Below are 20,966 nucleotides of genomic sequence, written 5' to 3'. Positions count from 1 at the left end.
GCTGATTATCCTCAGCCCTCATCCTGAGGAGCCGCGCAGCGGCGTCTCGAAGGATGCTCCAGTGCGCTCTGGAACATCCTTCGAGACGCGGGCTGCGCCCGCTCCTCAGGAGGAGGGCTGGCCTGTCCATCTCGCGAAAGGAGCCCGCCATGACCCCCGCCGCTATCGGCATCGACTTCGGCACCACCAACAGCGTCGTCGCGTTGGCGGGAGCGGACGGCTCGGTCATGACACGCTCCTTCGTCACCAGGCAGGGCGCGGTCGACGCCTATCGCTCGGCGCTGATGTTCTGGCGCGAGGGGCGCCCGCCCGAGACCCGCGTCACCCATGTCAGCGGCCCCGATGCGCTCGACATGGCGCTGGGAATGACCGCCGAGCACCGCTTCCTGCAGTCGCTCAAGACCCATCTTTCCAGCCGCGCCTTTCAGGAAACCCGGCTGTTCGGCAAGCTTTTCCGGCTGGAGGATCTGATCGGCGTCTTCCTGGCCGATCTCTCGGCGGGCCTCGCCGGTCATGACGCGCTGCCACTGATATCCGGCCGCCCGGTCGTCTTCGCCGGCGAACGGCCCGACGAAGAGCTCGCGGTCGCCCGCCTCAAGGCCTCCTACGGCAAGGCCGGGATGAGCCAAGTCGATTTCGCCTATGAGCCGCTAGGCGCCGCCTATTGGTACGCACGCGATCTCAAGGAGCCGCAGACCATGCTGGTCGCCGACTTCGGCGGCGGCACCAGCGACTTCTCGGTGATGCGCTTTGAGCCGGGGGAGGGCGGCAGGCTTGAAGCCATCCCGCTTTCCCACGCCGGTGTCGGCGTCGCCGGCGACACCTTCGACTACCGCATCATCGAGCACGCCGTTTCGCCGGCGCTCGGCAAGGGCACGGATTATCGCTCCTTCGGCAAGCTCCTGCCGGTCCCCGCGCATTATCACGCCGCCTTCGCGCAATGGCACAAGCTCTCGCTGATGAAGAGCCGCGAGACCATGGCGGAGCTCAATGCCCTGATCCGCGAGGCGGTCGAGCCCGGCAAGCTCGAGGACCTGCTGACGGTGATCGAATACGATCTCGGCTACGAGCTCTATCGCGCCGTTTCTGCCGCCAAGGTCGCGCTCTCCGACAATGAGGCGACCACGCTGAGCTTCGGCCAGATGGGCGTCACCATCGAGAAGCAGATCCGCCGCACCGATTTCGAGCGCTGGATCGCCGACGACGTCGGCGCGATCGAAGCCGCGCTCGACCGCGCTCTGGCGGAGGCCGGTCTCGGCGGGGATCGCATCGAGGCGGTTTTCATGACCGGCGGAACCTCCTATGTCCCGGCGGTGCGCAGCCTGTTCGATCGACGTTTCGGCGCCGGGAAGGTGCATATCGGCGATGCCTTCCGCTCGGTCGCGAGTGGCCTCGCGCTGCTCGCGCTCGACCGGGCGCGCGTCTCGGTCGCGGCCTGAAGGCAAGCTCGCGCCTTGCCGGCCCGGCATGTCGGGTCTACATCACGGACCCGCAGCCGCCGCTCGCTTTCCGTTCGGCCGGGATCGGTCGAGCGAAAAGAATTCGCGCCAAATCAAAAAGTTGAGCATGCTCTGACCGCCAAGTCGGTTGGAACATGCTCCAGGAGTGCCCGATGTCGTCCGATGCCGACTTGCTCGCCGATCGCCGCAGCCTGCGGCGCAAGCTGACGCTCTGGCGCGTGCTTGCCGTGCTCGGTGTGATCGTCGCCGCAGTGGTCGGCGGCCTCGCCTGGAGGGGCGATAGCCCCGTGAGCCTGTCGAGCGCGCATATCGCGCGCGTCACCGTCTCCGGCTTCATCTCCGGCGATCGTCGCACGCTCGACCTGATCAAGTCGGTCGAGGACAGCAGCGTCGTCTCGGCCGTCGTTCTCAGGGTCGACAGCCCTGGCGGCACCACCTCCGGCTCGGAGGCGTTGCACACGGCGCTGCGCCAGCTCGCGGCCAAGAAGCCGATGGTCACCGTGGTCGACGGCGTCGCTGCTTCCGGCGGCTATATCGCTGCCATGGGCGCGGACCGCATCGTCGCGCGCCAGACCTCGCTCGTCGGTTCGATCGGCGTGCTCTTCCAGTTCCCCAATGTCTCGCATCTGCTCGATACGGTCGGCGTCAAGGTCGAGTCGATCAAGTCGAGCCCGCTCAAGGCCGCGCCGAGCGGCTTCGAGCCGACCTCTCCGGAGGCGCGCGAGGCGCTCCAGCGCGTCGTCGACGACAACTACGCCTGGTTCAAGCAGATGGTGCGCGACCGACGTCACCTCGCCGACGCCGAACTGGCCACCGTCTCGGACGGGCGGGTCCATTCCGGCCGCCAGGCACAGGCGCTGAAGCTGGTCGACCAGATCGGCGGCGAGACCGAGGCGATCGCCTGGCTCGAAAGCGAGAGGGGCGTCGCCAAGGATCTCAAGGTGCGGGACTGGCGTCGCCGCAGCGAATCCTCCTCCTTTGGCCTATGGAGCTTGGCCGAGGCGATGGCGCGCGGCGCGGGGCTCGAGGCACTGGCCGCGACGATCGCGCGGGCCGCGGACCAGCCGGTCGGCTTGCGGCTTGACGCGCCCTTGGCGCTCTGGCAGCCTGCCGCTGAAAAGTGATGTTGATACAAATGGTTATACTCCGGCGATGATTAAATCCGAACTCGTTCAGCGGATCGCTGATCAGAACACCCACCTTTATCAGCGCGACATCGAGAACATCGTCTCGGCCATCCTGGACGAGGTCGTGAAGGCTCTCGCGCGCGGCGACAGGGTGGAGTTGCGTGGCTTCGGCGCTTTCTCGCGCAAGGCGCGCTCCGCCCGCGTCGGCCGCAACCCCCGCACGGGCGATGCGGTGGAGGTCGAGGAGAAGTTCGTCCCCGTCTTCAAGACGGGCAAGGAGCTGCGGCTGCGCCTCAACGGCAAGTCGTAAGCCGAGAGCCGGCCGTTCCTGCCGGCACGGAGAACGTGATGAAGGCCTTTCTCAAGGCGTTGGTGCTGATTCCAGTCGCGCTGCTGATCGTGCTGTTTTCGGTGGCGAACCGCGCGCCGGTGCGGGTTTCTCTCGATCCCTTCAGCCGGGACCTGCCGGCGCTCTCCTATGAGCTGCCGCTCTTCGCCGTGGTGCTGGCGGCGATCGCCGTCGGCGTCCTTGTCGGCGGCCTGGCGTCCTGGGTCGCCCAGGGCAAGCACCGCAAGGCTGCGCGCCGCAATCGTCGCGAGGTCGAGACCCTGCGCTCCGAGACGCAGGCCCTGCGTTCCGCCGTTCCCGATTCTGCCCTGCCGGCCCTGACCAGCGGACGTAATTGATGCGCCTTTTCGATGCGGCCGAGATCGACGCGGCCCTGAGCTATCCCGCCCTGATCGACATCCTCGATGACGCGTTCCGCAGCGAGGTCATCGCCCCCAAGCGCGGGCAATACGCGATCGAGCGCCCCGGCGAGGAAAACGCCATTCTGCTGACCATGCCGGCCTGGAACGGGCCGGATGTCGACAAGCCCTATATCGGCACGAAGATCGTCTCGGTCTTCTTCGGCAATGGCCGCCGCAACTTGCCCGGCGTGATGGGCGCCTATCTGCTGATGGATGGCGAAACCGGCGCGCCGCTCGCGGTGATGGACGGCAACCGCCTGACGACCTGGCGCACCGCCGCTGCCTCGGCCCTGGCTTCGCGCTACATGTCCAATCCGGAAGCCAGTCGCATGCTGATGGTCGGGGCGGGCGCGCTTTCGCCCTTCATCATCAAGGCGCATCGCTCGGTCCGGCCGCTGACCGAGATCGCGATCTGGGCGCGCCGTCCGGAGGCGGCCGAGGCTGTCGTCGCCGAACTGGCGAAGGATGGCATCGAAGCCCGTGCAACCGCCGATCTCGAAGGCGAGGCGCGCACCGCCGACATCATCTCCTGCGCCACCAATGCGACCGAGCCGCTGATCCACGGCCATTGGCTGAAGCGCGAGGCCCATCTCGATCTCATCGGCGGCTTCACCATGCAGATGCGCGAGGCCGATGCCGATGCGCTGCATCGTGCCCGTGTCGTGGTCGATTCCAGCAAGGCGATCGACGAGGGCGGCGATGTCGCCGTCGCGATTGCCGAGGGCAGCTACAGCGCCGACCAGGTCGCAGGCACCTTGGCCGATCTCTGCCATGGCAGGATCGCCGGCCAGATCGAGGGCGGCGGCATCACGCTGTTCAAGTCGGTCGGCGTCGCGCTCGAGGATCTGGCGGCTGCCATCGCGGTCTGGGACAATCGCGCCTGACGCCTGAGCCGTAGCGCGATCCCTGCCGATCAACTGCGCGCGGCTACGCCATAGGCGCGCCGCCGATGGCTCCGAGCAGCCACAGGATCAGCACGATGACGAGGACAAGGCCGAGCACGCCGCCGAGGCCGGCAGTGCCGTAGCTGCGGTGGCCGTAATACCCGCCGCCGCCAAGCAGCAGGATGACGAGCAGGACGATCAGGACGGTGGACATGGTAAGCTCCCGTAAATCGGTGCCCCTGTGGGGGGCGTTCTAACGGGAAACGCCGTCCGGAAATGGTCGGTTCCGAGGAAAGGCCTTCGGGATCATTCGAGCTTGATGCGGGCACCCCGGATCAGGTCGCCTCATTTCGGATTGCAGGAAGAGCTGGCCGCTTTGCGTCGCTTCGGCTCGAGGCTGCAATTCGTCGCGCCGCCTGCCCAGCCGTCGCGCTTGACCGCCGCCGAAGGTCGCGGCGATTCTGCCGTCATGCGCAATACCTCCCGAATCGCCGCCCTTCTCACGTCGCTGGCTCTCTTGCCGACCGCTGCCCTGGCACAGTCGACCGCCGAGCAGGAGGCGAAGACGCGGGCCGCCAACATCGCCGCCTATCCTGATGCCGCCCGTGCGCTCTTCGGCCAGAAGACGACGCCGGCGAGCATGGAGCCGCGCGCCATCGGCTCCTATGCCCGCGGCTGCCTTGCCGGCGCCGAGGCGCTGCCGGTCGACGGGCCGAGCTGGCAGGTGATGCGGCTCAACCGCAATCGCAACTGGGGCCATCCGGTCCTGATCGATTACCTCGAAAAGCTCGCCCGCGACGTGCCTCGCATCACCGGCTGGCCGGGCCTTCTCGTCGGCGACATGTCGCAGCCGCGCGGCGGTCCGATGCTCACCGGCCACGCCTCGCATCAGATCGGGCTCGATGCCGATGTCTGGCTCACGCCGATGCCGAAGGGCCGGATCGACCGCGAGGGGCGCGAGAACATGCCGGCGGTCAACATGGCCCGCGCCGACTGGCGTGACGTCGACCCGCGCAACTGGACCCCGGCCCATACGCGCCTGATCAAGGCCGTTGCGGCCGAACCCCGCGTCGAGCGCATCTTCGTCAATCCGGCGCTGAAGGTTGCGCTTTGCCGGGAGGCCGGGGCGGACAAGAGCTGGCTGGATAAGGTGCGGCCGATCTGGGGCCACAACTATCACTTCCACATCCGCATGGCCTGCCCGGCCGGCATGGCGAGCTGCCAGGGCCAGGAGCCGCCGAATTTCGGCGATGGTTGCGGGGCGGAGCTGAGCGGCTGGGTCGAGCGCCAGTATCAGGCGATCTTCAATCCGCCCAAGCCCAAGCCGGGTCCGAAGCCGAAGCCCAAGCCGCCGATGTCGCTCGATGCCCTGCCGCCGGAATGCCGTCAGGTGCTCGTTTCGCACTGAGGTCTCGCCTCAGCGCCTCCGCGGTACGCGCCCTGAGCTGTAGGCGAAGGGGTCGTGCTCGGGGTTGATCGGCATCGCCTCCTCGGAGCCCTGCTGGTCGACGACGCCCGAGCCGCCGCCATCGCCGAGGGCGGCCTCTTCCTCCGAGGGCTCGACCGCGCCGGGCAGGGCGAGCGGCCCGCGCGTTTCGCTTGGCAAGGGCTGGGGCTGGAAGCGGCCTTGGCGCTGGCGCGCGTCATATTGCTCCAGGAAGCGCTGCTGTGCGTCGAGGCTGTTGTCCTGGCCTCGCCCGTTGTTCGCGACCGGATAGCCGCCCTGCACCGCGCCGGGCGGACGCAGGCCTTCGTTCGGCTGGCGCAGCAGCGGCCCGCCGGCATAGGCCGTGGCGGCCGGCGCACTGCCGCGCGGAGATGCCGGGGCGTTCTGAGCCGAGGAATAGGGCCGGGCCGGGTCCGGCGGAGGCAGGTTGTAGTTCGGCGTGTATTTGATGATCGGCTTGCAGATATGCCGGCCCTTTGCGTGGCGGGCGAGGTCGATGTGGAGGTGGTCGTAATGCATCGGATCGGCGCCGGGGCCGAGCACGGTGCCGAAATAGGTGCAGGCGCCGACGAAGATCTCGCGCAGGAAGTTCTGTTCCTCCGGCGAGCCCCGCCAGCCGTCCTTGACGGTGACGACGCGGTTGTCGTTCAGCCGGAAGGAGAAGACGTCGACGGCATTGCCATAGGCATGCTCCGACGTGCGCGTCGTGTAGGTGCCGTTGTTCATCGCGCGGCAGGAATAGGAGCCGGACCGGATCTCGATCACCTGTGCGCCAAGGATGTTCATCGCGGCGGGCTGCACGACCTCGGCGAACCACTGGTCGGTCGTCGCCACGACCGGGCAGGCGAGCAGGGCCGGGCTCGTCAGGCTGACGCTGCCGTTCTGCAGGGCCGTGACCTTCAGCGGCTGCTGCATGCCGCAGATTCCGGGGCCGTCGATCGCCTTGCCACGCAGGCTGACATAACTCGAGATCTGCACTTGGCCGGAGGCCATGCAGGTTGCTTCGGCCTGGTCGCGCCAGGGAGCGCGCTGCGGCTTCTGGAATTTGCCGCAGCCGGCCAGGCCGGCGGCGCCGACCAGACCAAGTGCGAAGAGGGCGAGTTTTGCGCGTCGCATACCCATCAAATGCGAAGCGTTTGGTGAACGGTTTCTCAACCGACTGCGCCCCGGCCGCCACAGCCGGATTAACTTTGACGGGGTGGTGAACCGGCCCTTAATTCGGGCTGGGCGCGCGTTAACCGTCGGTGCCGGGCGCGACCGGGCAGCAGCTCCCAGTCGCGGTGAAGATCAGCCGGCGAAGCCCGGTGGAGAAACATGGCGGCGGCGAGGCGAGGGGTGTGGGAAGACGCTTCTGCGACGTTTTCTCTTTCGAAATATCCCCAAATCTAATCAGTGCTTTAAGCAAATTTTAAGGATGATCTAGCCTCCGCCGTTGCGCCGCCACCGTCTCGCCCCCTTGCGGCCCCCGTCAGTTCTGCTAGCTTCCGCGACAGGTCAATGACAGGAGGAGGGTGTGATGAGTATCACGCTACGTCTCGACCGATGGATCATGGGTGCGGCCTTCGTGTTCATGATGGCAATCGTTCTGGGAGCGTTCTGACGGGGTCAGTCTCGAAGTCGCTAGGACCACAAGAGTCATGAAAATGCAGCGCCGCCGGGACATCCCGGCGGCGCTTCTGTTTTGATGCAGGGTCGCTCGCTGCGCCTCAGCTTTCGGGGCAGGGTGTTTCGGTGATCTGCCAGGACATCATGTTCACGACCCGTCCGCAGGTCGCCAGCCGGCGGCCCTGAGTGGTCCTGATGCAGGAGTTCGATCCTTCGGCGATCTTGCGGCCATCGTTCCAGCAGAAGCAGAGCGGCTCCGGCGCCTGCGCGAGACGCGGCGGGTCGAGCGCGACGGCTGTTTCGCCAGCTGCAGCGGCTTCGCTGATCAGGAACAACACGGCGAGCGCGAGCAGCCAGCGCAGCGCCCGATGTCGGTGAGGCCTCGGTCCGGATCCGGTCATGGGCTCTCTCCCTGCCTTTAGCATGGCGAGGTCGGCGACCATTTTACCATGCGTGCCCGATCGCGACGAATGATTATGTACTGATTTGAAAGAGTAAGAGATTTCAGTCTGTTAGCCGGCCGAGGCCTTGCGTGGAATGCAATCGCTCTCCATATTCTGGGCCGGTGGGCCCATGGTGGGCTCCGGGAGGAACAATGTCTCTGATTTCGCTCGCCCGTCGTGGACGTGCCGTCGCCCTGGTCGCCGGGGCCCTGTTGCTCGTGCCGCTCGTTGCCGAAGCCCGTCCGGGCGGCGGCCGCAGCTCGGGCAGCCGCGGGTCGTTCACCAACAGCGCGCCGCCTGCGACCAACACGACGCCGGGTGGCGCCCAGACCTTCCAGCGCACGGCTCCCTCCTCGCCGTCGCCGTCCTTTGCCGGCCCTGCCGCAGGCGCGGCTGCCGCGCAGGCGGCTCGCCCGTCCTTCGCCCGCAACATGATGATGGGCATCGGCGCGGGCCTGCTCGGCGCTGGCCTGTTCGGCATGCTCTCCGGCTCGGGTTTCTTCGGCGGCCTGGCTTCGCTTGCCGGCATGTTCGGCTTCCTGCTGCAGCTCGCGCTGATCGCCGGAATCGTGATGCTCGCCATCCGCTTCTTCCGCCGCCGCTCCGAGCCTCAGCTCGCCGGTGCGGGCGCGCCCTATGCCCGCCAGGGCTATGACGGGCCGCAGCCGGCCGCGGCCCGCATGGGCGGCTTCGGTGGCGGTGGCGCCGCGGCTGCCGCCGCCCAGCCCCAGCCGATCGAGCTCGCCGGCGATGACTTCAACAGCTTCGAGCGCCTGCTCGGGGAGATCAACACCGCCTATTCGAACGAAGACGAGGCTGGTCTGCGCCAGCGCACCACGCCGGAGATGTTCGGGTATTTCGACGAGGACCTGACGGCGAACGCCCGCCGCGGCGTTGCCGACCGCGTCTCCGACGTCAAGCTGCTGCAGGGCGATCTGTCGCAGGCCTGGCGCGAGGGCGACAACGACTACGCCACCGTCGCGATGCGCTTCAGCCTGACGAACGCGCTCTACGATCGCAAGAGCGGCCAGGTTGTCGACGGCAACCCGACGCAATCCCAGGAGGTCAAGGAATACTGGACCTTCCTGCGCGAGCGCGGCGGCGCCTGGAAGCTCTCGGGCATCCAGCAGGCGGCCTGATCCGCCATCGTGAGAAACCAGAGCGGCCGGGGCAACCCGGCCGTTTTGTTTTGTCCGGCTTTCGGGTGGGCCGCCACAGGATCGGATCGAAAGACGGAATCCACTTTTCGGAACAATCCGGTGCGATAACAGATAGATAGGTCGCCGTTGCCGCGCCCGGCCGGACGCGCGGCGATCTAGCGAAAACCGGCCTATTGCGGTACTGGCCAAGCCATGGCGTCTTTGCCGTCGAAAGAGCCCGGAGCCTGCCTGCCATGAGTGATATGCGTCTCGTCGTCGTTGGAGCCGCCGGGCGCATGGGGCGGATGCTGATCCGCGCCATCGATCAGGCAGAGGGGTGCCGGCTGGTGGCGGCGATTGAGCGCGCAGGCTCCGCTGCCCTTGGTGCCGATGCGGGCGTGCTCGCCGGTCTGCCCTCGCTCGGCGTCGCCGTGACGAGCGATACCGCCGCTGCCTTCGCCGCGGCGGATGCCGTGCTCGATTTCACCGCACCGGAGGCGACGATCGCTTTCGCCGATCTCGCAGCCGAGGCCGGTATCCTGCATGTCGTCGGCACGACCGGGCTGGAGCCCGCGCATCTCGCTCGGCTGGCCGAGGCGGCGCGCCGCACCCCGATCATCCGCTCCGGCAATATGAGCCTGGGCGTCAACCTGCTGGCGGCGCTGGTGCGCAAGGTCGCGGCGACGCTGGGCACGGACTGGGACATCGAGATCGTTGAAATGCATCACCGCATGAAGGTCGATGCCCCCTCGGGCACCGCGGTGCTTCTGGGCGAGGCGGCGGCGCAAGGGCGCGCCGTCGATCTGGCGCAGCACCGCGTTGCCGTGCGGGACGGCATCACCGGCGCGCGCGAGCCCGGTACGATCGGCTTTGCCGCCCTGCGCGGTGGCACGGTCGTCGGCGACCACAAGGTGATCTTCGCCGGTGCGGGCGAGCGGCTCGAGCTTGCCCATGTTGCCGAGGATCGCAGTCTGTTCGCGCAGGGGGCGGTCAAGGCGGCGCTCTGGGGGCGAGGCAGGGCGCCTGGGCTCTACTCCATGGCCGACGTGCTCGGCCTCGATACGCTCTGACCATGACCCGCCTCGTCGTCGCGCCGGGTGTCGTCCACTGGCCGGGCCGGCTCGCGCCGATGGAGCAGGCCGCGCTGCTGGCGGAACTGCGCGCGGTCGCCCGCAAGGCGCCGTTCTTCCAACCGCGCATGCCGAAGACGGGCAAGCCGTTCTCGGTGCGGATGACCAATTGCGGCCCGGTCGGCTGGGTCTCCGACGAGCGGGGGTATCGCTATCAGCCTGAACACCCCGAGACAGGCGAGCCCTGGCCGATCATGCCCGCGCCCTTGCTCGATCTTTGGGGCGAGCTTTCCGGCTATCCGCATCCGCCGGAGGCCTGCCTCGTCAACTTCTATGCCGGTGGCGCGAAGATGGGCCTGCACCAGGACCGCGACGAGCAGGAGTTCGATGCCCCGGTCCTCTCGGTTTCGCTTGGTGACGCTGCGATCTTCCGCATCGGCGGGGCGGAACGCGGCGGCAAGACCACCTCACTCAAGCTCTCTTCCGGCGATGTGCTGCTCTTCGGCGGCGAGGCGCGGTTGGCCTATCACGGCATCGACCGGATCCTCTCCGGTTCCTCGACGCTGCTGCCGGAAGGCGGGCGGATCAATCTGACGCTCAGGCGCGTGACGAAGCCCTGAGTTCGGACCCTAGAGCTTTCCGGGCAGGCCCGGGAATGCCCAGCCCCACAGCAGCGAACCGGCCCTGAGACCGAAGCCGGCGGTCAGGCCGCCCAGCATGACGATCGCGGTCGGAAGGCCGAGCCCGACCAGCATGGCAGTGACGGCCGCTCCGGCGGTCGCCGCTGTGACATAGAAATCGCGGCTCCAGAGCACCATCGGCCTGTCGCCGGCCAGAATGTCGCGCAGAATGCCGCCGAAACTTGCGGTCATGGCCCCGAGCGCCACGGCGGAAAGAACCGGCGCGCCGGCCGAAAGGCCCTTGAATGTGCCGATGACGGCGAAAAGCGAGAGCCCGGCCGCGTCGGCCCAGATCAGGACCTTGCGGCCGGCCCAGCCTTCGAGGAGGCCGGGCCGGAAATAGGCCGTCGTCCAGGCGCTGAGCGCCACCACGACGCAGACCGCGACATCGGATGGGTCATTCACCCAGAACGCGCTGTTCCCGAGCAGAACGTCCCGCAACGTGCCGCCGCCGGCACCGGTGACGGTTGCCAGCAGGATGAAACCGAACGGGTCCATCCCCTTGCGGGCCGCGACGATCGCGCCGGTCAGCGCGAAGATGGCGACGCCGGCGGCTTCGAACACGGCGTCAGTGCTTGGGCGCGTCGCCGGCCGGCGGTTCCGCCGCCTTTGGCGCGCCGGCGGAGACACCGACCAGCGCCGGGCGCAGAACGCGCTCGCCGATCTTATAACCGACCTGAATCACCTTCGAGACGAGGCCCTTGGCGATCGCGGCGTCGGGTGCCTCGAACATCGCCTGGTGCAGGTTCGGGTCGAACTTCTCGCCCTGCGGATCGATCCGGCGTACGCCGTGACGCTCCAGCGTCTTAAGCAGCTCGCGCTCGGTCAGCTCGACGCCTTCGTAGAGCGTCTTCACGTCGCCTTCGGCACTGTTGCGGGCGGCCTCGGGCAAGCTCTCCAGCGCCCGGCGCAGATTGTCCGAGGAGCCGAGCATGTCGCGCGCGAAGCTCGTCACCGCATAGGCCTTGGCATCGGCGATCTCGCGCTCTGTGCGGCGGCGCAGATTCTCCATCTCGGCCAGGGTGCGCAGCAGCTTGTCCTTGAGGTCGTCACGCTCGGCCTGGAGCTTCGCGACCAGGGCTTCGGTGCCCTCGGCGGCCGTGGCCTGCTCGGTTGCATCGGCCGCGGCTTCGAGATTGGGGTCTTGCGTCGCAGGGTTCTGCGTCATCGTATCTTCAGGTCCCTTTGTCTGGCTGGCTGCGCCGCTCCTTGCAGAGCCGGGGCCGATCATATTGGGGCGCAGCCGCGTTCGTGCCGGATATCGGCCTTATAGCCCGTTAAATCAAGCGCGAGCTGGCACTTTCACCTTGGCCGGCGCCGGCTTCTCGGCCTCGAGCTTGAAGACGTCGAGCAGCGCCTTGCGGATCGAGAGCTGTCGTCCGGTCGAGACTATCTTCGCATGGGTCAGGTCGGTGACGTAGAAAACGTCGACCGCCTTTTCGCCGAAGGTCGCGATATGGGCCGAGGCGATATTGAGGTTGAGCTTCCCGATCGCGGTGGTGAGATCGTAGAGCAGGCCCGGCCGGTCGAGGCCGGAGACCTCGAGCACGGTGTGGCGCGTCGACAGCACGTTGTCGATGATGACTTCCGGCTGCACCTGGAAGGTCTGGCCGCGTGGCGGCGGCGCCCGGCGCTGGGCCACCAGATCGGCGATCTTGATCTCGCCCTTCAGCGCCCGCTCGATCGCGGCCGCGATCCGCTCGGCCCGGCGCAGCTCGTCGTCGTCGCGGTCGAAAGCGCGCGAGACCGAGATGGTATCGAGCACGAGCCCGTCGCTGGTGGTGAAGATCTGGGCGTCGACGATGTTGCCGCCGGCCGCCGCGCAGGCTCCGGTGACGATGGCGAGCAGGCGCGGATGGTCCGGCGCCAGCACGGTGAGCTCGGTCACCCCGCGGAACTTGTCCGTCTCGACGATGGTCGCGGTCGTCCGCCCTGCCTGTTCGGCCTCGCGCAGGAAGCGGGCGTGCTTTTCCTGCCGGTCGGGATCGACCTTGATCCAGTAGGCCGGGTAGTGGCGCGCGATATAGGCGTCGCGCTCCTCCGCGCTCCAATCCGCCAGGCGCTGACGCAGCGCGTCCTGCTTCATGGCGACGCGCGCCTTGCGCTCGACGGCCGAATGGCCGCCTGCCAGCACGAGCTCGGTCTCGAAATAGAGCGTGCGCAGCAGCTGGCCCTTCCAACCGTTCCAGACGCCGGGACCGACTGCCTTGATGTCCGCCACGGTGAGAATGAGCAGCAGCTTCAGCCGCTCCAGGGTCTGCACCGTCGCGGCGAAGCTCTCGATCGTCTTGGGGTCACCCAGGTCGCGGCTCTGCGCCACGGTCGACATATCGAGATGGTGCTCGACCAGCCAGGCCACGGTTTCGGTCTGCGCGCTGGTCAGGCCGAAGCGCGGGCCGAGCTTGCGGGCAATGCGGGCGCCGGCGAGCGAATGGTCCTCCGGCCGGCCCTTGGCGATGTCGTGCAGGAACAGGGCGACATAGAGCGCACGCCGGTTGGCGACGGTCGGCATGATGTCGTTGGCGAGCGGGTGTTCGGCCTGGAGCACGCCAGCGTCGATCTCGGCCAGCACGCCGATCGCCCGGATCAGATGCTCGTCCACCGTATAGTGATGGTACATGTTGAACTGCATCATCGCCACGACCCGGCCGAAATCCGGGATGAAGCGGCCGAGCAGGCCGGATTCATTCATGCGGCGGAGCACCACCTCCGGCGAGCGCCGGGCGGTGAGGATTTCGAGGAAGATGCGGTTGGCTTCCGGGTCGTTGCGCAGGCCCGGCGTCACCAGTCTGAGCGACTGCGTCACCAGGCGGCTTGCACCGGGGTGGATCGCGAGATCCTCGCGGCTGGCGATTTCGTATAGCCGCAGCAGATTGACCGGGTCGCGCTCGAAGGCGCTGTCGTCGACGACGTTGAGCCGCTGGCTCGTCAGCTTGAAGTCGCGATGGCCGAGGGAGCGCTCACGCTTGCGCTTCGCCAGGGTATCGAAAAGCCGGGAGAGCGTCGCGCGCGGCTTCTGCTGGCGCGCTTCCAGCGCCGCGCAGACGATGGCGGTGAGGTCGCCGACATCCTTGGCGATCAGGAAGTAGGCCTTCATGAAGCGCTCGACGGGGGCTTGGCCGCTGCGGCCGACATAGCCGATTGCGGCGGCGACCTGGCGCTGCAGGTCGAAGGAGAGCCGCTCCTCGGCGCGTCCGGTGATGAAATGCAGCCAGCAGCGTACGCGCCAGAGGAACTCCTCCGAGCGCTGGAACATCTGCAGCTCGTCCTCGTCGAAGAGCCCGGCCGCGACCAGTTCGCGCACGTCATCGACGCGGTAGGAATATTTGGCGATCCAGAACAGCGTATTGAGGTCGCGCAAGCCGCCCTTGCCGTCCTTGACGTTGGGCTCGACCAGATAGCGCGACGCGCCGGCCCGTTGCACCCGCGTCTCGCGCTCGGCGAGCTTGGCCTCGGTGAAGGCGGCGGCCGTGCCCTCGACCACCTCAGCATTGAAGCGGCGGGTCATCTCGTCGAACAGCGCCCGGTCGCCCACCAGGAAGCGTGCCTCCAGCAGGGCGGTGCGGATCGTCATGTCCGCCCGCGCCTCGCGCACGCAATCATCGACCGAGCGCACGGAATGGCCGACCTTCAACTTCAGGTCCCAGAGCGGATAGAGCATGGATTCGACCACGCTCTCGCCCCAGGCGGTCTGCTTATGCGGGAAGAGGAAGAGAAGATCGACGTCCGATCCGGGCGCCAGCGTGCCGCGGCCATAGCCGCCGACGGCGACCACCGCGATCCGCTCCGATTGCGAGGGGTTGTCGGCCGGATAGAAATACGAAGTCGCGGCCTTGTGCAGCCCGATGACGACCGCATCCATCACGGCCGAGAGCCGGTGCGCGCAGGAAAGCCCGCCGCGCGGACCGGTCAGGATCGCCTTGGCCGAAACCCGGCCATCGTCGAGCAACTGCCGCAGCGCCGCCACCAGCAATTGCCGCTTCTCCGCCTTGTCCTTCCGCCGCGCCGCCTCGAACAGTCTCGCGATGCCCGCCTCCGGATCGTGCAGCATGTCGGAGAGGGCAAGTGCGGGCGCTGTCGAGGAGGCTGTCACGTGGGCACGGTTCCGTCGTCTGCCATTTGTTCTAGCACGCGGGGAAAGGGGACGAGAGAACTAAATTCTACAGCCTGTATACGGTAATGATGCAGTTGCCGATCACGATTGTGTTGTTCGACAAACAGAACGACTGGACCTAAAAGGCGGATGCGCGCCGATTTGAGCCACCAGCTTGCGGGCGCGAAATAAGTGCAGCTAAAGCGTGGGGCCAAGGACGCCACCCGTCCCGATTCCTCGCGTCGTCGAAATGAGGGATCGCATCAATGACAAGCATCACCCGCCGCCTCGCGAAGCGCGAAACGCGAGGCGCTGCGCGCGGTCGACCGCTCCCTGCGCGACGAGGCGCCGCATCAGGAAAGGACGGTCGAGACGGCCGGCATGTCGTTTGACAAAGCGGACGTTCGGACCTTAGAAAAGGACACGCGCCGATTTGAGCCTCAGCTTGCGGGCGCGAAACAAATGCAGCTAAAGCGCGGGACGACGGGACGGCCTGCTGCCGTCCGCGCTCCTTCCGCCTTGTTCATGGATGGAGCCAGCAATGTCGGCCGCTCTTCACACTCTCTCCCGCTCTCCCGAGACCGTTCCGCCGCGCCCTGCTGCCGGCGAGATCGTCGCCCTGCTAGGCGCGTCCGAGGTGCGGCGGGCGGCGCTGCGTGCGCTTGCCGGCCTGCGGACCGATGAGGGTGAGGTGCCGACGGCCGAAATCGGCCTGCTCTGCGCGCGGCCGCGCTTCTTCCCTTGGCTCGATCTCACCGAGAACCTGGCTTTCGTCCTGCCGAAGGCGACGCCGTTCGAGCGCGAGGGCCTGATCGCCAATGTGCTGGTGCGCCTTGGCCTCGCGGGGCAGGCGACGCAGCGGCCGGGCGCGCTCTCGCCCGAAGGGCTGCTGCGGCTCGCCATTGCCCGCCTTCTGTTGGTCAGGCCGCGGCTGCTGCTGGTCGATGAGCCCTTTGCGGCGCTCGATGCCGAAACCCGCAGCCGGCTCGCCGCCTTTCTGCCGGAGCTCTGTACGCAAGCGCGACCCGCCGTCGCCATCGCCACCGGTTCCGTCGAGGAGGCCTTGCGGTTGGCCGATCGCATCCTCGTCCTGCCACGGCAGCCGGGGCCGCCCGCCTTCAGCCTCGACAATCTGCTGGCCCGTCCGCGCGAGGAGGGCTCCGTCGGCTTCGTCACCCTGCGGCGCGAATTGCGCCGGGCGCTCGACAAGGAAAACCGGCACGCCGCGCCGGAGGTGGAGGCGGCGGCCTGAAGCGGCTACAAGCCGGCGGACCGCTTCACGAGGATCACGATCATGGACGTCACCGCTCTGCGCGCCCTGCAGGCGCCGCTCAAGGACGAGTATCGGACCAATCCCGAGGCCGCCGTCATCACGCTCAAGGCCCATGGCGAGCTCGACGACCAGCATATCGCCTGCAAGGTCGAGACCGGCCGCGCCATCGCGCTTGCGGGCCTGCATCCGGCGACCGGCGGTTCGGGCGCGGAGCTCTGCTCGGGCGATATGCTGCTGGAGGCTCTGGTCGCCTGTGCCGGCGTGACCCTGAAGGCGGTGGCGACCGCGCTCGAGATCGAGTTGAAGAAGGGCGTGGTGCGCGCCGAGGGCGATCTCGACTTCCGCGGCACGCTCGGCGTCGCAAAGGATGCAGCCGTCGGCTTCAAGGCGATCCGCCTCTCCTTCGATGTCGAGACCGATGCGCCGCAGGAGAAGCTCGACACCCTGCTCAAGCTCACCGAGCGCTACTGCGTCGTCTTCCAGACGCTGAACGTGAAGCCCGAACTGTCGGCGGTGCTCAACCGGAGTTGATCACTCCGCCGCGGCCTTCAGCTCCAGTCCCTTGGCGAAGGGCAGCTTCGGCTCGCTCTTCTCGTCGTCGAAATCGAGCGCGCCGATCTTCTCGGCGCGGCTCGTGACTTTGCCGGCCGAGGTCTTGATCTGGCCGACATCGTCCTGCGCCTGGCGGAAATGATTGTCGAGCTTATCGACGCGTTCGCCGAGCCGGCGCACATCGTCAAGCAGCTTGCCGACTTCGGTCTGGATGACCTGCGCCTCCTCCCGCATTCGCGCGTCGCGCACCAGCGACTGCATCAGCTGGATCGCCAGCGCCAGCAGCGAGGGGGAGACGATCATGATACGGGCCCGATGCGCCCGCTGCACGACATCGTCGAAATGCTCGTGCAGATCGGCATAGATCGATTCCGAGGGCACGAAGAGCAGCGCGACGTCCTGTGTTTCGCCGGGCAGGAAATAGCGCTCGGCGATGTCCTTCACATGCACGCCGACATCGCTGCGCACGCGCTGGCCGGCGGCCTTCTTCGCCTCCTCGCCACGCGCCTCGCGCAGCAGCGTGAAGCTCTCCAGCGGGAACTTGGCGTCGATCACAAGGCCACGCCCGTCGCCGGGCAGGGTGACCAGGCAGTCCGGCCGGCGCCCGTTCGAGAGCTGCGGCTGGAAGGCGAAGAAGGCGGCGGGCAGCCCGTCGCGGATGATCGCTTCCATCCGGCCTTGGCCATAGGCGCCGCGCGCCTGCTTGTTGGCGAGCACGTCCCGGAGTGTCACCACCTCGGAGGTCAGGTCTGTCAGGTTCTTCTGGGCGGTGTCGATCACCGCCAGCCGCTCCTGCAGCTTGCCGAGGCTCTCGGTTGTCTGGCGGACGTTCTGCTCCAGGCCTTGCCCGACCTTGTGGCTCAGCCCGTCCATCCTGTCGGCGACGAGCCGGGCGAGGTCGCCCTGCCTTGTCGAGAGGATTTCCGCCATCGACTGCATCCGGCCGGCGAGCTCGGCCTGCTGGCGGTTCATCTCCGCGACCTTGTCGTCCATCTCGCGGGCACGTTCCGCTGCCATCGCGGCCTCGATCGCGCGGTTCTTGCCGCCTCGCCAGCCAGCGATCACCGCCATGAACAGCAAGACGAGGCTCAAGCCCGCGAAGCCGAGGGCGGCCTCTGCCCATGTCACCGGGCGTTCAAGCAGGGTGAAGGCGATCTCGTTCATGCGCGGAGCCTAGCCGATTCGATGTAGAATAGCGAACGAAAGCGGAACAGTTTGACCGCTCTCTCACAAATGCTTATGTCCCGGGCTCAACAGCTCTTTCTCTTTGGAATCCCATGTCCGTTCGCCCGCTCGTCATCCTGCCCGACGCCCAGCTTCGCCTCGTTTCGAAGCCGGTCGCGGCTATCACGCCCGAGATCCGGACGCTGGTCGAGGACATGTTCGAGACGATGTACGACGCGCCCGGCATCGGGCTCGCCGCGATCCAGATCGGCGCGCCGCTGCGCGTCGTGACGATCGACCTGTCGAAGCCGGAGACGAAGGAGGGCGAGGAGCCGGAGCCGAGGAAGCCGCAGGTCTTCATCAACCCGCAGATCACCTGGTCCTCGGAGGAACTCAGCGCCTACGAGGAGGGCTGCCTCTCGATCCCCGAGTATTACGAGGAGGTCGAGCGCCCGGCCAAGGTCAAGGTCCGCTACATGGACCTCGACGGCAAGACACATGAGATCGCGGCTGACGGTCTGCTCGCCACCTGCCTCCAGCACGAGATCGACCATCTCGACGGCGTGCTCTTCATCGATCATCTCTCGCGGTTGAAGCGCGAGCGCGTCACCAAGAAATTCGCCAAGGCGGCCAAGCGCGAGCGGGCCGCGTAATCGACAGGCATCATCCGGGCCCTCATCCTGAGGAGCCGCGGCACGCGGCGTCTCGAAGGATGCTTCAGGAGGTTACTGGACCATCCTTCGAGACGCAGCCTCCGGCTGCTCCTCAGGATGAGGGCTGTTTCATTCTTTCCGGTGCCATGCCGGAGCTGAGGTAAAGTCGAGCGTATGAGTTTGCGCGTCATTTTCATGGGCACGCCGGATTTCGCCGTGCCGGTGCTGACGGAGATCGTCGGCCAGGGGCATGAGGTCGTCTCCTGCTACACCCGCGCTCCGGCGCAGGCCGGCCGCGGCCTCGATCTCAAGCCCTCGCCGGTGCACAGGGCGGCCGAGCGCTTCGGCATCCCGGTCTTCACGCCCGCGACGCTGAAGACGCCGGAGCAGGCCGAGATCATCGCCTCGCATCAGGCCGATGTCGCCGTCGTCGTCGCCTATGGCATGATCCTGCCGCAGGCGATCCTCGACCTGCCCGAGCTCGGCTGCCTCAATCTTCATGCCTCGCTGCTCCCGCGCTGGCGCGGCGCCGCGCCGATCCAGCGCGCGATCATGGCCGGGGACGCCGAAACCGGCGTCTGCGTGATGAAGATGGAGGCCGGGCTCGATACCGGCCCCGTCGCCATGGTCGAGACATTGCCGATCGGCCCGGATCTGACCGCCGGCGAATTGCATGACCAGCTCAGTATCCTCGGCGCCGATCTGATGGTGCGGGCGCTCGCCGCCCTCGGTCGCGGCGGCCTGCAGTTCACGCCGCAGCCGGAAGAGGGCGTCACCTATGCCGCCAAGATCACCAATGCTGAGGCGAAGTTGAGCTGGACGCTGCCGGCACAGCAGGTGCATGACCGGGTGCGCGGCCTCTCGCCCTTCCCGGGCGCCTTCGCCGAGATCGACCTCGGCAAGGGGCCGGAGCGGCTGAAGATCCTGCGTACCGCGCGCGCCGGCGGCGCGGCCGAGCCCGGCACGCTGCTTGACGACGAGGGCACGGTCGCCTGCGCCGTCGGCGCGGTGAAGCTGCTGCAGGTCCAGCGCGCCGGCAAGGCGCCGATGAGCGGGGCCGAGTTCCTGCGCGGCGCCCGGCTCGGGGCCGGCGACAAGCTCTGAATCGATGATCTCACCCTCCACGCCGTCATCCCGGGCGCAGCGAAGCGAAGACCCGGGATCCATGCCGAAACCTTCATCGGCAGCGCTCCGGCATGGATCCCGGATCGGCGCGGCTTCGCCGCTTGTCCGGGATGACGGTGCAGGGGAGAGCGTCTGATGCCGCGCTACAAGCTCGTCATCGAATATGACGGCACGCCGTTCTCGGGCTGGCAGCGCCAGCTCAACGGGCCTTCAGTGCAGCAGAGCGTCGAGGAGGCGGTCGAGGCCTTCTGCGGCCATCCCGTCAGGCTGCACTGCGCCGGCCGCACCGATGCCGGCGTCCACGCCACCCATCAGGTCGTGCATGTCGACTTCGAGAAAGACTGGCGCACCGATGTCGTGCGCGACGCGACCAATGCCCGGCTGAAATCCAGCGTCCCGGTGAGCGTGCTGAGCGCGGAGCAGGTCTCCGGCGATTTCGATGCCCGCATCTCGGCGAAGCGCCGCTATTACATCTATCGCATCCTCGACCGGCGGGCGCCGCCGGCGCTCGATCGAGGACGCGTCTGGCACGTCCCCGTGAAGCTCGACCATGAGGCGATGGACCGGGCCGCCAAGGCGCTGCTCGGCCACCACGACTTCACCACCTTCCGCGCCGCCGAATGCCAGGCCAACAGCCCGATGCGTACGCTCGACCGGCTCGATGTCCGGCGCGAGGGCGCGGAGATCGTGGTCTACGCCCATGCGCGCTCCTTCCTGCATCATCAGGTCCGCTCGATCGTCGGCAGCCTGAAGATGGTCGGGGCGGGGCGCTGGCCGGAAGCGAAGCTCGGCCAGATCCTGGCGGCGCGCGACCGGGCGCAGTGCGCGGCGCTGGCGCCGTCCTGCGGGCTCTATCTCGCCGGGGTCGACTACTGAGGCCGGCTCAGAACAGGTCGAACAGCTGGATCACGCCATAGTCGAGCACGACGCTGGCGATGACCAGCGGCAGCGCGATGGCGCGTCCCTCCGGCCCGAAGGCGGCGCGCGCCACGCAATAGCGCAGCCTGAGCACGATCGCGGCGAAGAAAGCGGACTGCACCATCGCGAGCTGCGGTGTCGACCAGCCGAGTGCGAAGACGGCAGCCGGAACCGCCATCAGGCTGGCCGAGACGATGCCGGCCCAATTCCAGGCGATGACGAAGCTGGTGAAGCGCGGCGCCTGCGCCAGTTCGGGCCGCAGCGCGATCAGCAGGGCCGGCACGGCGAGGATGGCGAGACAGAGCGCGCCGATGACCGCCAGCACGAGCGCGGGGGCGGTGAAGAGGCCGGCGCTGTTCGGCAGCCCGGCCATCAGGCGCGTCGCGGCGAGGATTGCGATCGTTGCCGGCAGCATCAATGCGAAGGCGAGATAGGAGCGCCAGAATCCGTCCCGGCTGAGGTCGAGTTCGGAAAGCGCCTCTGTGCCGCGGGTCATCAAGTGCCAGGAACCGCGCAGCGAGCGCGCGATGTCGTCGGCGGCGAGCCTCATCACGGTCTCCATCATCTGCGATCTTAGACTTTC

Annotated in this window: 22 protein-coding genes; 14 read left to right on the top strand and 8 right to left on the bottom strand. The window is 67.6% G+C overall.

The annotated features are described in order from the left end of the window. Window positions 1-149: 149 nt before the first annotated feature. From AC1DNE_RS17025 to lhpI, 5 genes are all read left to right on the top strand, one after another. Complete coding sequence (locus AC1DNE_RS17025; protein ID WP_441471543.1) at window positions 150-1,439, top strand: Hsp70 family protein; 1,290 nt, start codon at window positions 150-152, stop codon at window positions 1,437-1,439. A 173-nt stretch (window positions 1,440-1,612) separates the two neighbouring features. After that, a complete protein-coding gene (gene sppA, locus AC1DNE_RS17020) occupies window positions 1,613-2,584 on the top strand; it encodes a signal peptide peptidase SppA (protein ID WP_476766837.1) in 972 nt (323 codons plus the stop codon). Between the two features lie 28 nt (window positions 2,585-2,612). Continuing rightward, on the top strand, window positions 2,613-2,897 hold the full coding sequence (ihfB, locus tag AC1DNE_RS17015; protein ID WP_149133844.1) for an integration host factor subunit beta: 285 nt from the start codon (window positions 2,613-2,615) through the stop codon (window positions 2,895-2,897). A 38-nt stretch (window positions 2,898-2,935) separates the two neighbouring features. Further along, on the top strand, window positions 2,936-3,274 hold the full coding sequence (locus AC1DNE_RS17010; protein WP_476766836.1) for a LapA family protein: 339 nt from the start codon (window positions 2,936-2,938) through the stop codon (window positions 3,272-3,274). Further along, the gene (gene lhpI / locus AC1DNE_RS17005; protein WP_476841128.1) at window positions 3,274-4,221 is read left to right on the top strand and encodes a bifunctional Delta(1)-pyrroline-2-carboxylate/Delta(1)-piperideine-2-carboxylate reductase; all 948 of its coding nucleotides are present in this window, start codon (window positions 3,274-3,276) and stop codon (window positions 4,219-4,221) included. The genes AC1DNE_RS17010 and lhpI overlap by 1 nt, the downstream gene beginning before the upstream one ends. Window positions 4,222-4,264: 43 nt before the next feature. On the opposite strand, the gene AC1DNE_RS17000 is transcribed toward lhpI, so the two are convergent. Beyond that, window positions 4,265-4,435 (bottom strand): DUF3309 family protein, encoded by a 171-nt coding sequence (locus AC1DNE_RS17000; protein ID WP_441471539.1) that lies wholly within the window; start codon window positions 4,433-4,435, stop codon window positions 4,265-4,267. Window positions 4,436-4,690: 255 nt separating this feature from the next. Between AC1DNE_RS17000 and mepA the strand changes: the two genes are divergently transcribed. Then, window positions 4,691-5,629: a penicillin-insensitive murein endopeptidase gene (gene mepA / locus AC1DNE_RS16995; RefSeq protein WP_476766834.1), complete on the top strand. Its 939-nt coding sequence runs from the start codon at window positions 4,691-4,693 to the stop codon at window positions 5,627-5,629. A gap of 9 nt (window positions 5,630-5,638) precedes the next feature. On the opposite strand, the gene AC1DNE_RS16990 is transcribed toward mepA, so the two are convergent. Both AC1DNE_RS16990 and AC1DNE_RS16985 read right to left on the bottom strand, forming a co-directional pair. Beyond that, window positions 5,639-6,784 (bottom strand): extensin-like domain-containing protein, encoded by a 1,146-nt coding sequence (locus AC1DNE_RS16990; protein WP_476766833.1) that lies wholly within the window; start codon window positions 6,782-6,784, stop codon window positions 5,639-5,641. Between the two features lie 590 nt (window positions 6,785-7,374). After that, window positions 7,375-7,674, bottom strand: coding sequence for a hypothetical protein (locus AC1DNE_RS16985; protein ID WP_441471536.1), 300 nt, complete (start codon window positions 7,672-7,674; stop codon window positions 7,375-7,377). 194 nt (window positions 7,675-7,868) lie between these two features. Between AC1DNE_RS16985 and AC1DNE_RS16980 the strand changes: the two genes are divergently transcribed. The 3 genes from AC1DNE_RS16980 (at window position 7,869) to AC1DNE_RS16970 (ending at window position 10,545) form a co-directional block, all read left to right on the top strand. Next, entirely contained in the window at window positions 7,869-8,855 is a 987-nt protein-coding gene (locus AC1DNE_RS16980) for a Tim44 domain-containing protein (protein WP_476766831.1), read from the top strand. Window positions 8,856-9,118: 263 nt separating this feature from the next. Continuing rightward, window positions 9,119-9,925, top strand: a complete 807-nt coding sequence (gene dapB / locus AC1DNE_RS16975; RefSeq protein WP_476841130.1) for a 4-hydroxy-tetrahydrodipicolinate reductase — start codon at window positions 9,119-9,121, stop codon at window positions 9,923-9,925. Between the two features lie 2 nt (window positions 9,926-9,927). After that, window positions 9,928-10,545 carry an alpha-ketoglutarate-dependent dioxygenase AlkB family protein gene (locus AC1DNE_RS16970; protein ID WP_476766830.1) on the top strand — a complete coding sequence of 206 codons (618 nt, stop codon included), beginning with the start codon at window positions 9,928-9,930 and terminating at the stop codon, window positions 10,543-10,545. A gap of 9 nt (window positions 10,546-10,554) precedes the next feature. Here the strand turns inward: AC1DNE_RS16970 and AC1DNE_RS16965 are convergent, their stop codons facing one another. From AC1DNE_RS16965 to AC1DNE_RS16955, 3 genes are all read right to left on the bottom strand, one after another. After that, entirely contained in the window at window positions 10,555-11,169 is a 615-nt protein-coding gene (locus tag AC1DNE_RS16965; protein WP_476766829.1) for a trimeric intracellular cation channel family protein, read from the bottom strand. A 4-nt stretch (window positions 11,170-11,173) separates the two neighbouring features. Then, window positions 11,174-11,773, bottom strand: a complete 600-nt coding sequence (grpE, locus tag AC1DNE_RS16960) for a nucleotide exchange factor GrpE (protein ID WP_441471532.1) — start codon at window positions 11,771-11,773, stop codon at window positions 11,174-11,176. 114 nt (window positions 11,774-11,887) lie between these two features. Further along, window positions 11,888-14,656 (bottom strand): [protein-PII] uridylyltransferase, encoded by a 2,769-nt coding sequence (locus tag AC1DNE_RS16955; RefSeq protein ID WP_441471588.1) that lies wholly within the window; start codon window positions 14,654-14,656, stop codon window positions 11,888-11,890. 583 nt (window positions 14,657-15,239) lie between these two features. Here AC1DNE_RS16955 and AC1DNE_RS16950 point away from each other — a divergent pair. Next, window positions 15,240-15,950 carry an ATP-binding cassette domain-containing protein gene (locus AC1DNE_RS16950; protein ID WP_441471531.1) on the top strand — a complete coding sequence of 237 codons (711 nt, stop codon included), beginning with the start codon at window positions 15,240-15,242 and terminating at the stop codon, window positions 15,948-15,950. 42 nt (window positions 15,951-15,992) lie between these two features. Then, complete coding sequence (locus tag AC1DNE_RS16945; protein ID WP_441471530.1) at window positions 15,993-16,502, top strand: OsmC family protein; 510 nt, start codon at window positions 15,993-15,995, stop codon at window positions 16,500-16,502. On the opposite strand, the gene AC1DNE_RS16940 is transcribed toward AC1DNE_RS16945, so the two are convergent. Continuing rightward, entirely contained in the window at window positions 16,503-17,687 is a 1,185-nt protein-coding gene (locus AC1DNE_RS16940; RefSeq protein ID WP_441471529.1) for a DNA recombination protein RmuC, read from the bottom strand. A gap of 113 nt (window positions 17,688-17,800) precedes the next feature. Here AC1DNE_RS16940 and def point away from each other — a divergent pair, with 113 nt between their 5' ends. The 3 genes from def to truA all read left to right on the top strand — a co-directional run bounded on the left by def (window position 17,801) and on the right by truA (window position 20,341). After that, window positions 17,801-18,340 (top strand): peptide deformylase, encoded by a 540-nt coding sequence (gene def / locus AC1DNE_RS16935; RefSeq protein WP_441471528.1) that lies wholly within the window; start codon window positions 17,801-17,803, stop codon window positions 18,338-18,340. A gap of 174 nt (window positions 18,341-18,514) precedes the next feature. Beyond that, window positions 18,515-19,444 (top strand): methionyl-tRNA formyltransferase, encoded by a 930-nt coding sequence (gene fmt / locus AC1DNE_RS16930; RefSeq protein WP_441471527.1) that lies wholly within the window; start codon window positions 18,515-18,517, stop codon window positions 19,442-19,444. 156 nt (window positions 19,445-19,600) lie between these two features. Then, window positions 19,601-20,341, top strand: coding sequence for a tRNA pseudouridine(38-40) synthase TruA (gene truA / locus AC1DNE_RS16925; RefSeq protein WP_441471526.1), 741 nt, complete (start codon window positions 19,601-19,603; stop codon window positions 20,339-20,341). A 7-nt stretch (window positions 20,342-20,348) separates the two neighbouring features. Here truA and AC1DNE_RS16920 read toward each other — a convergent pair whose 3' ends face one another. After that, window positions 20,349-20,933 carry a hypothetical protein gene (locus AC1DNE_RS16920; protein WP_441471525.1) on the bottom strand — a complete coding sequence of 195 codons (585 nt, stop codon included), beginning with the start codon at window positions 20,931-20,933 and terminating at the stop codon, window positions 20,349-20,351. Window positions 20,934-20,966: the final 33 nt, after the last annotated feature.

This window comes from Allobosea sp. 05L423 (genome assembly GCF_056397745.1).
Note: the sequence above shows the minus strand (reverse complement) of the source record. Positions and strands in the feature narration are given on the sequence as shown.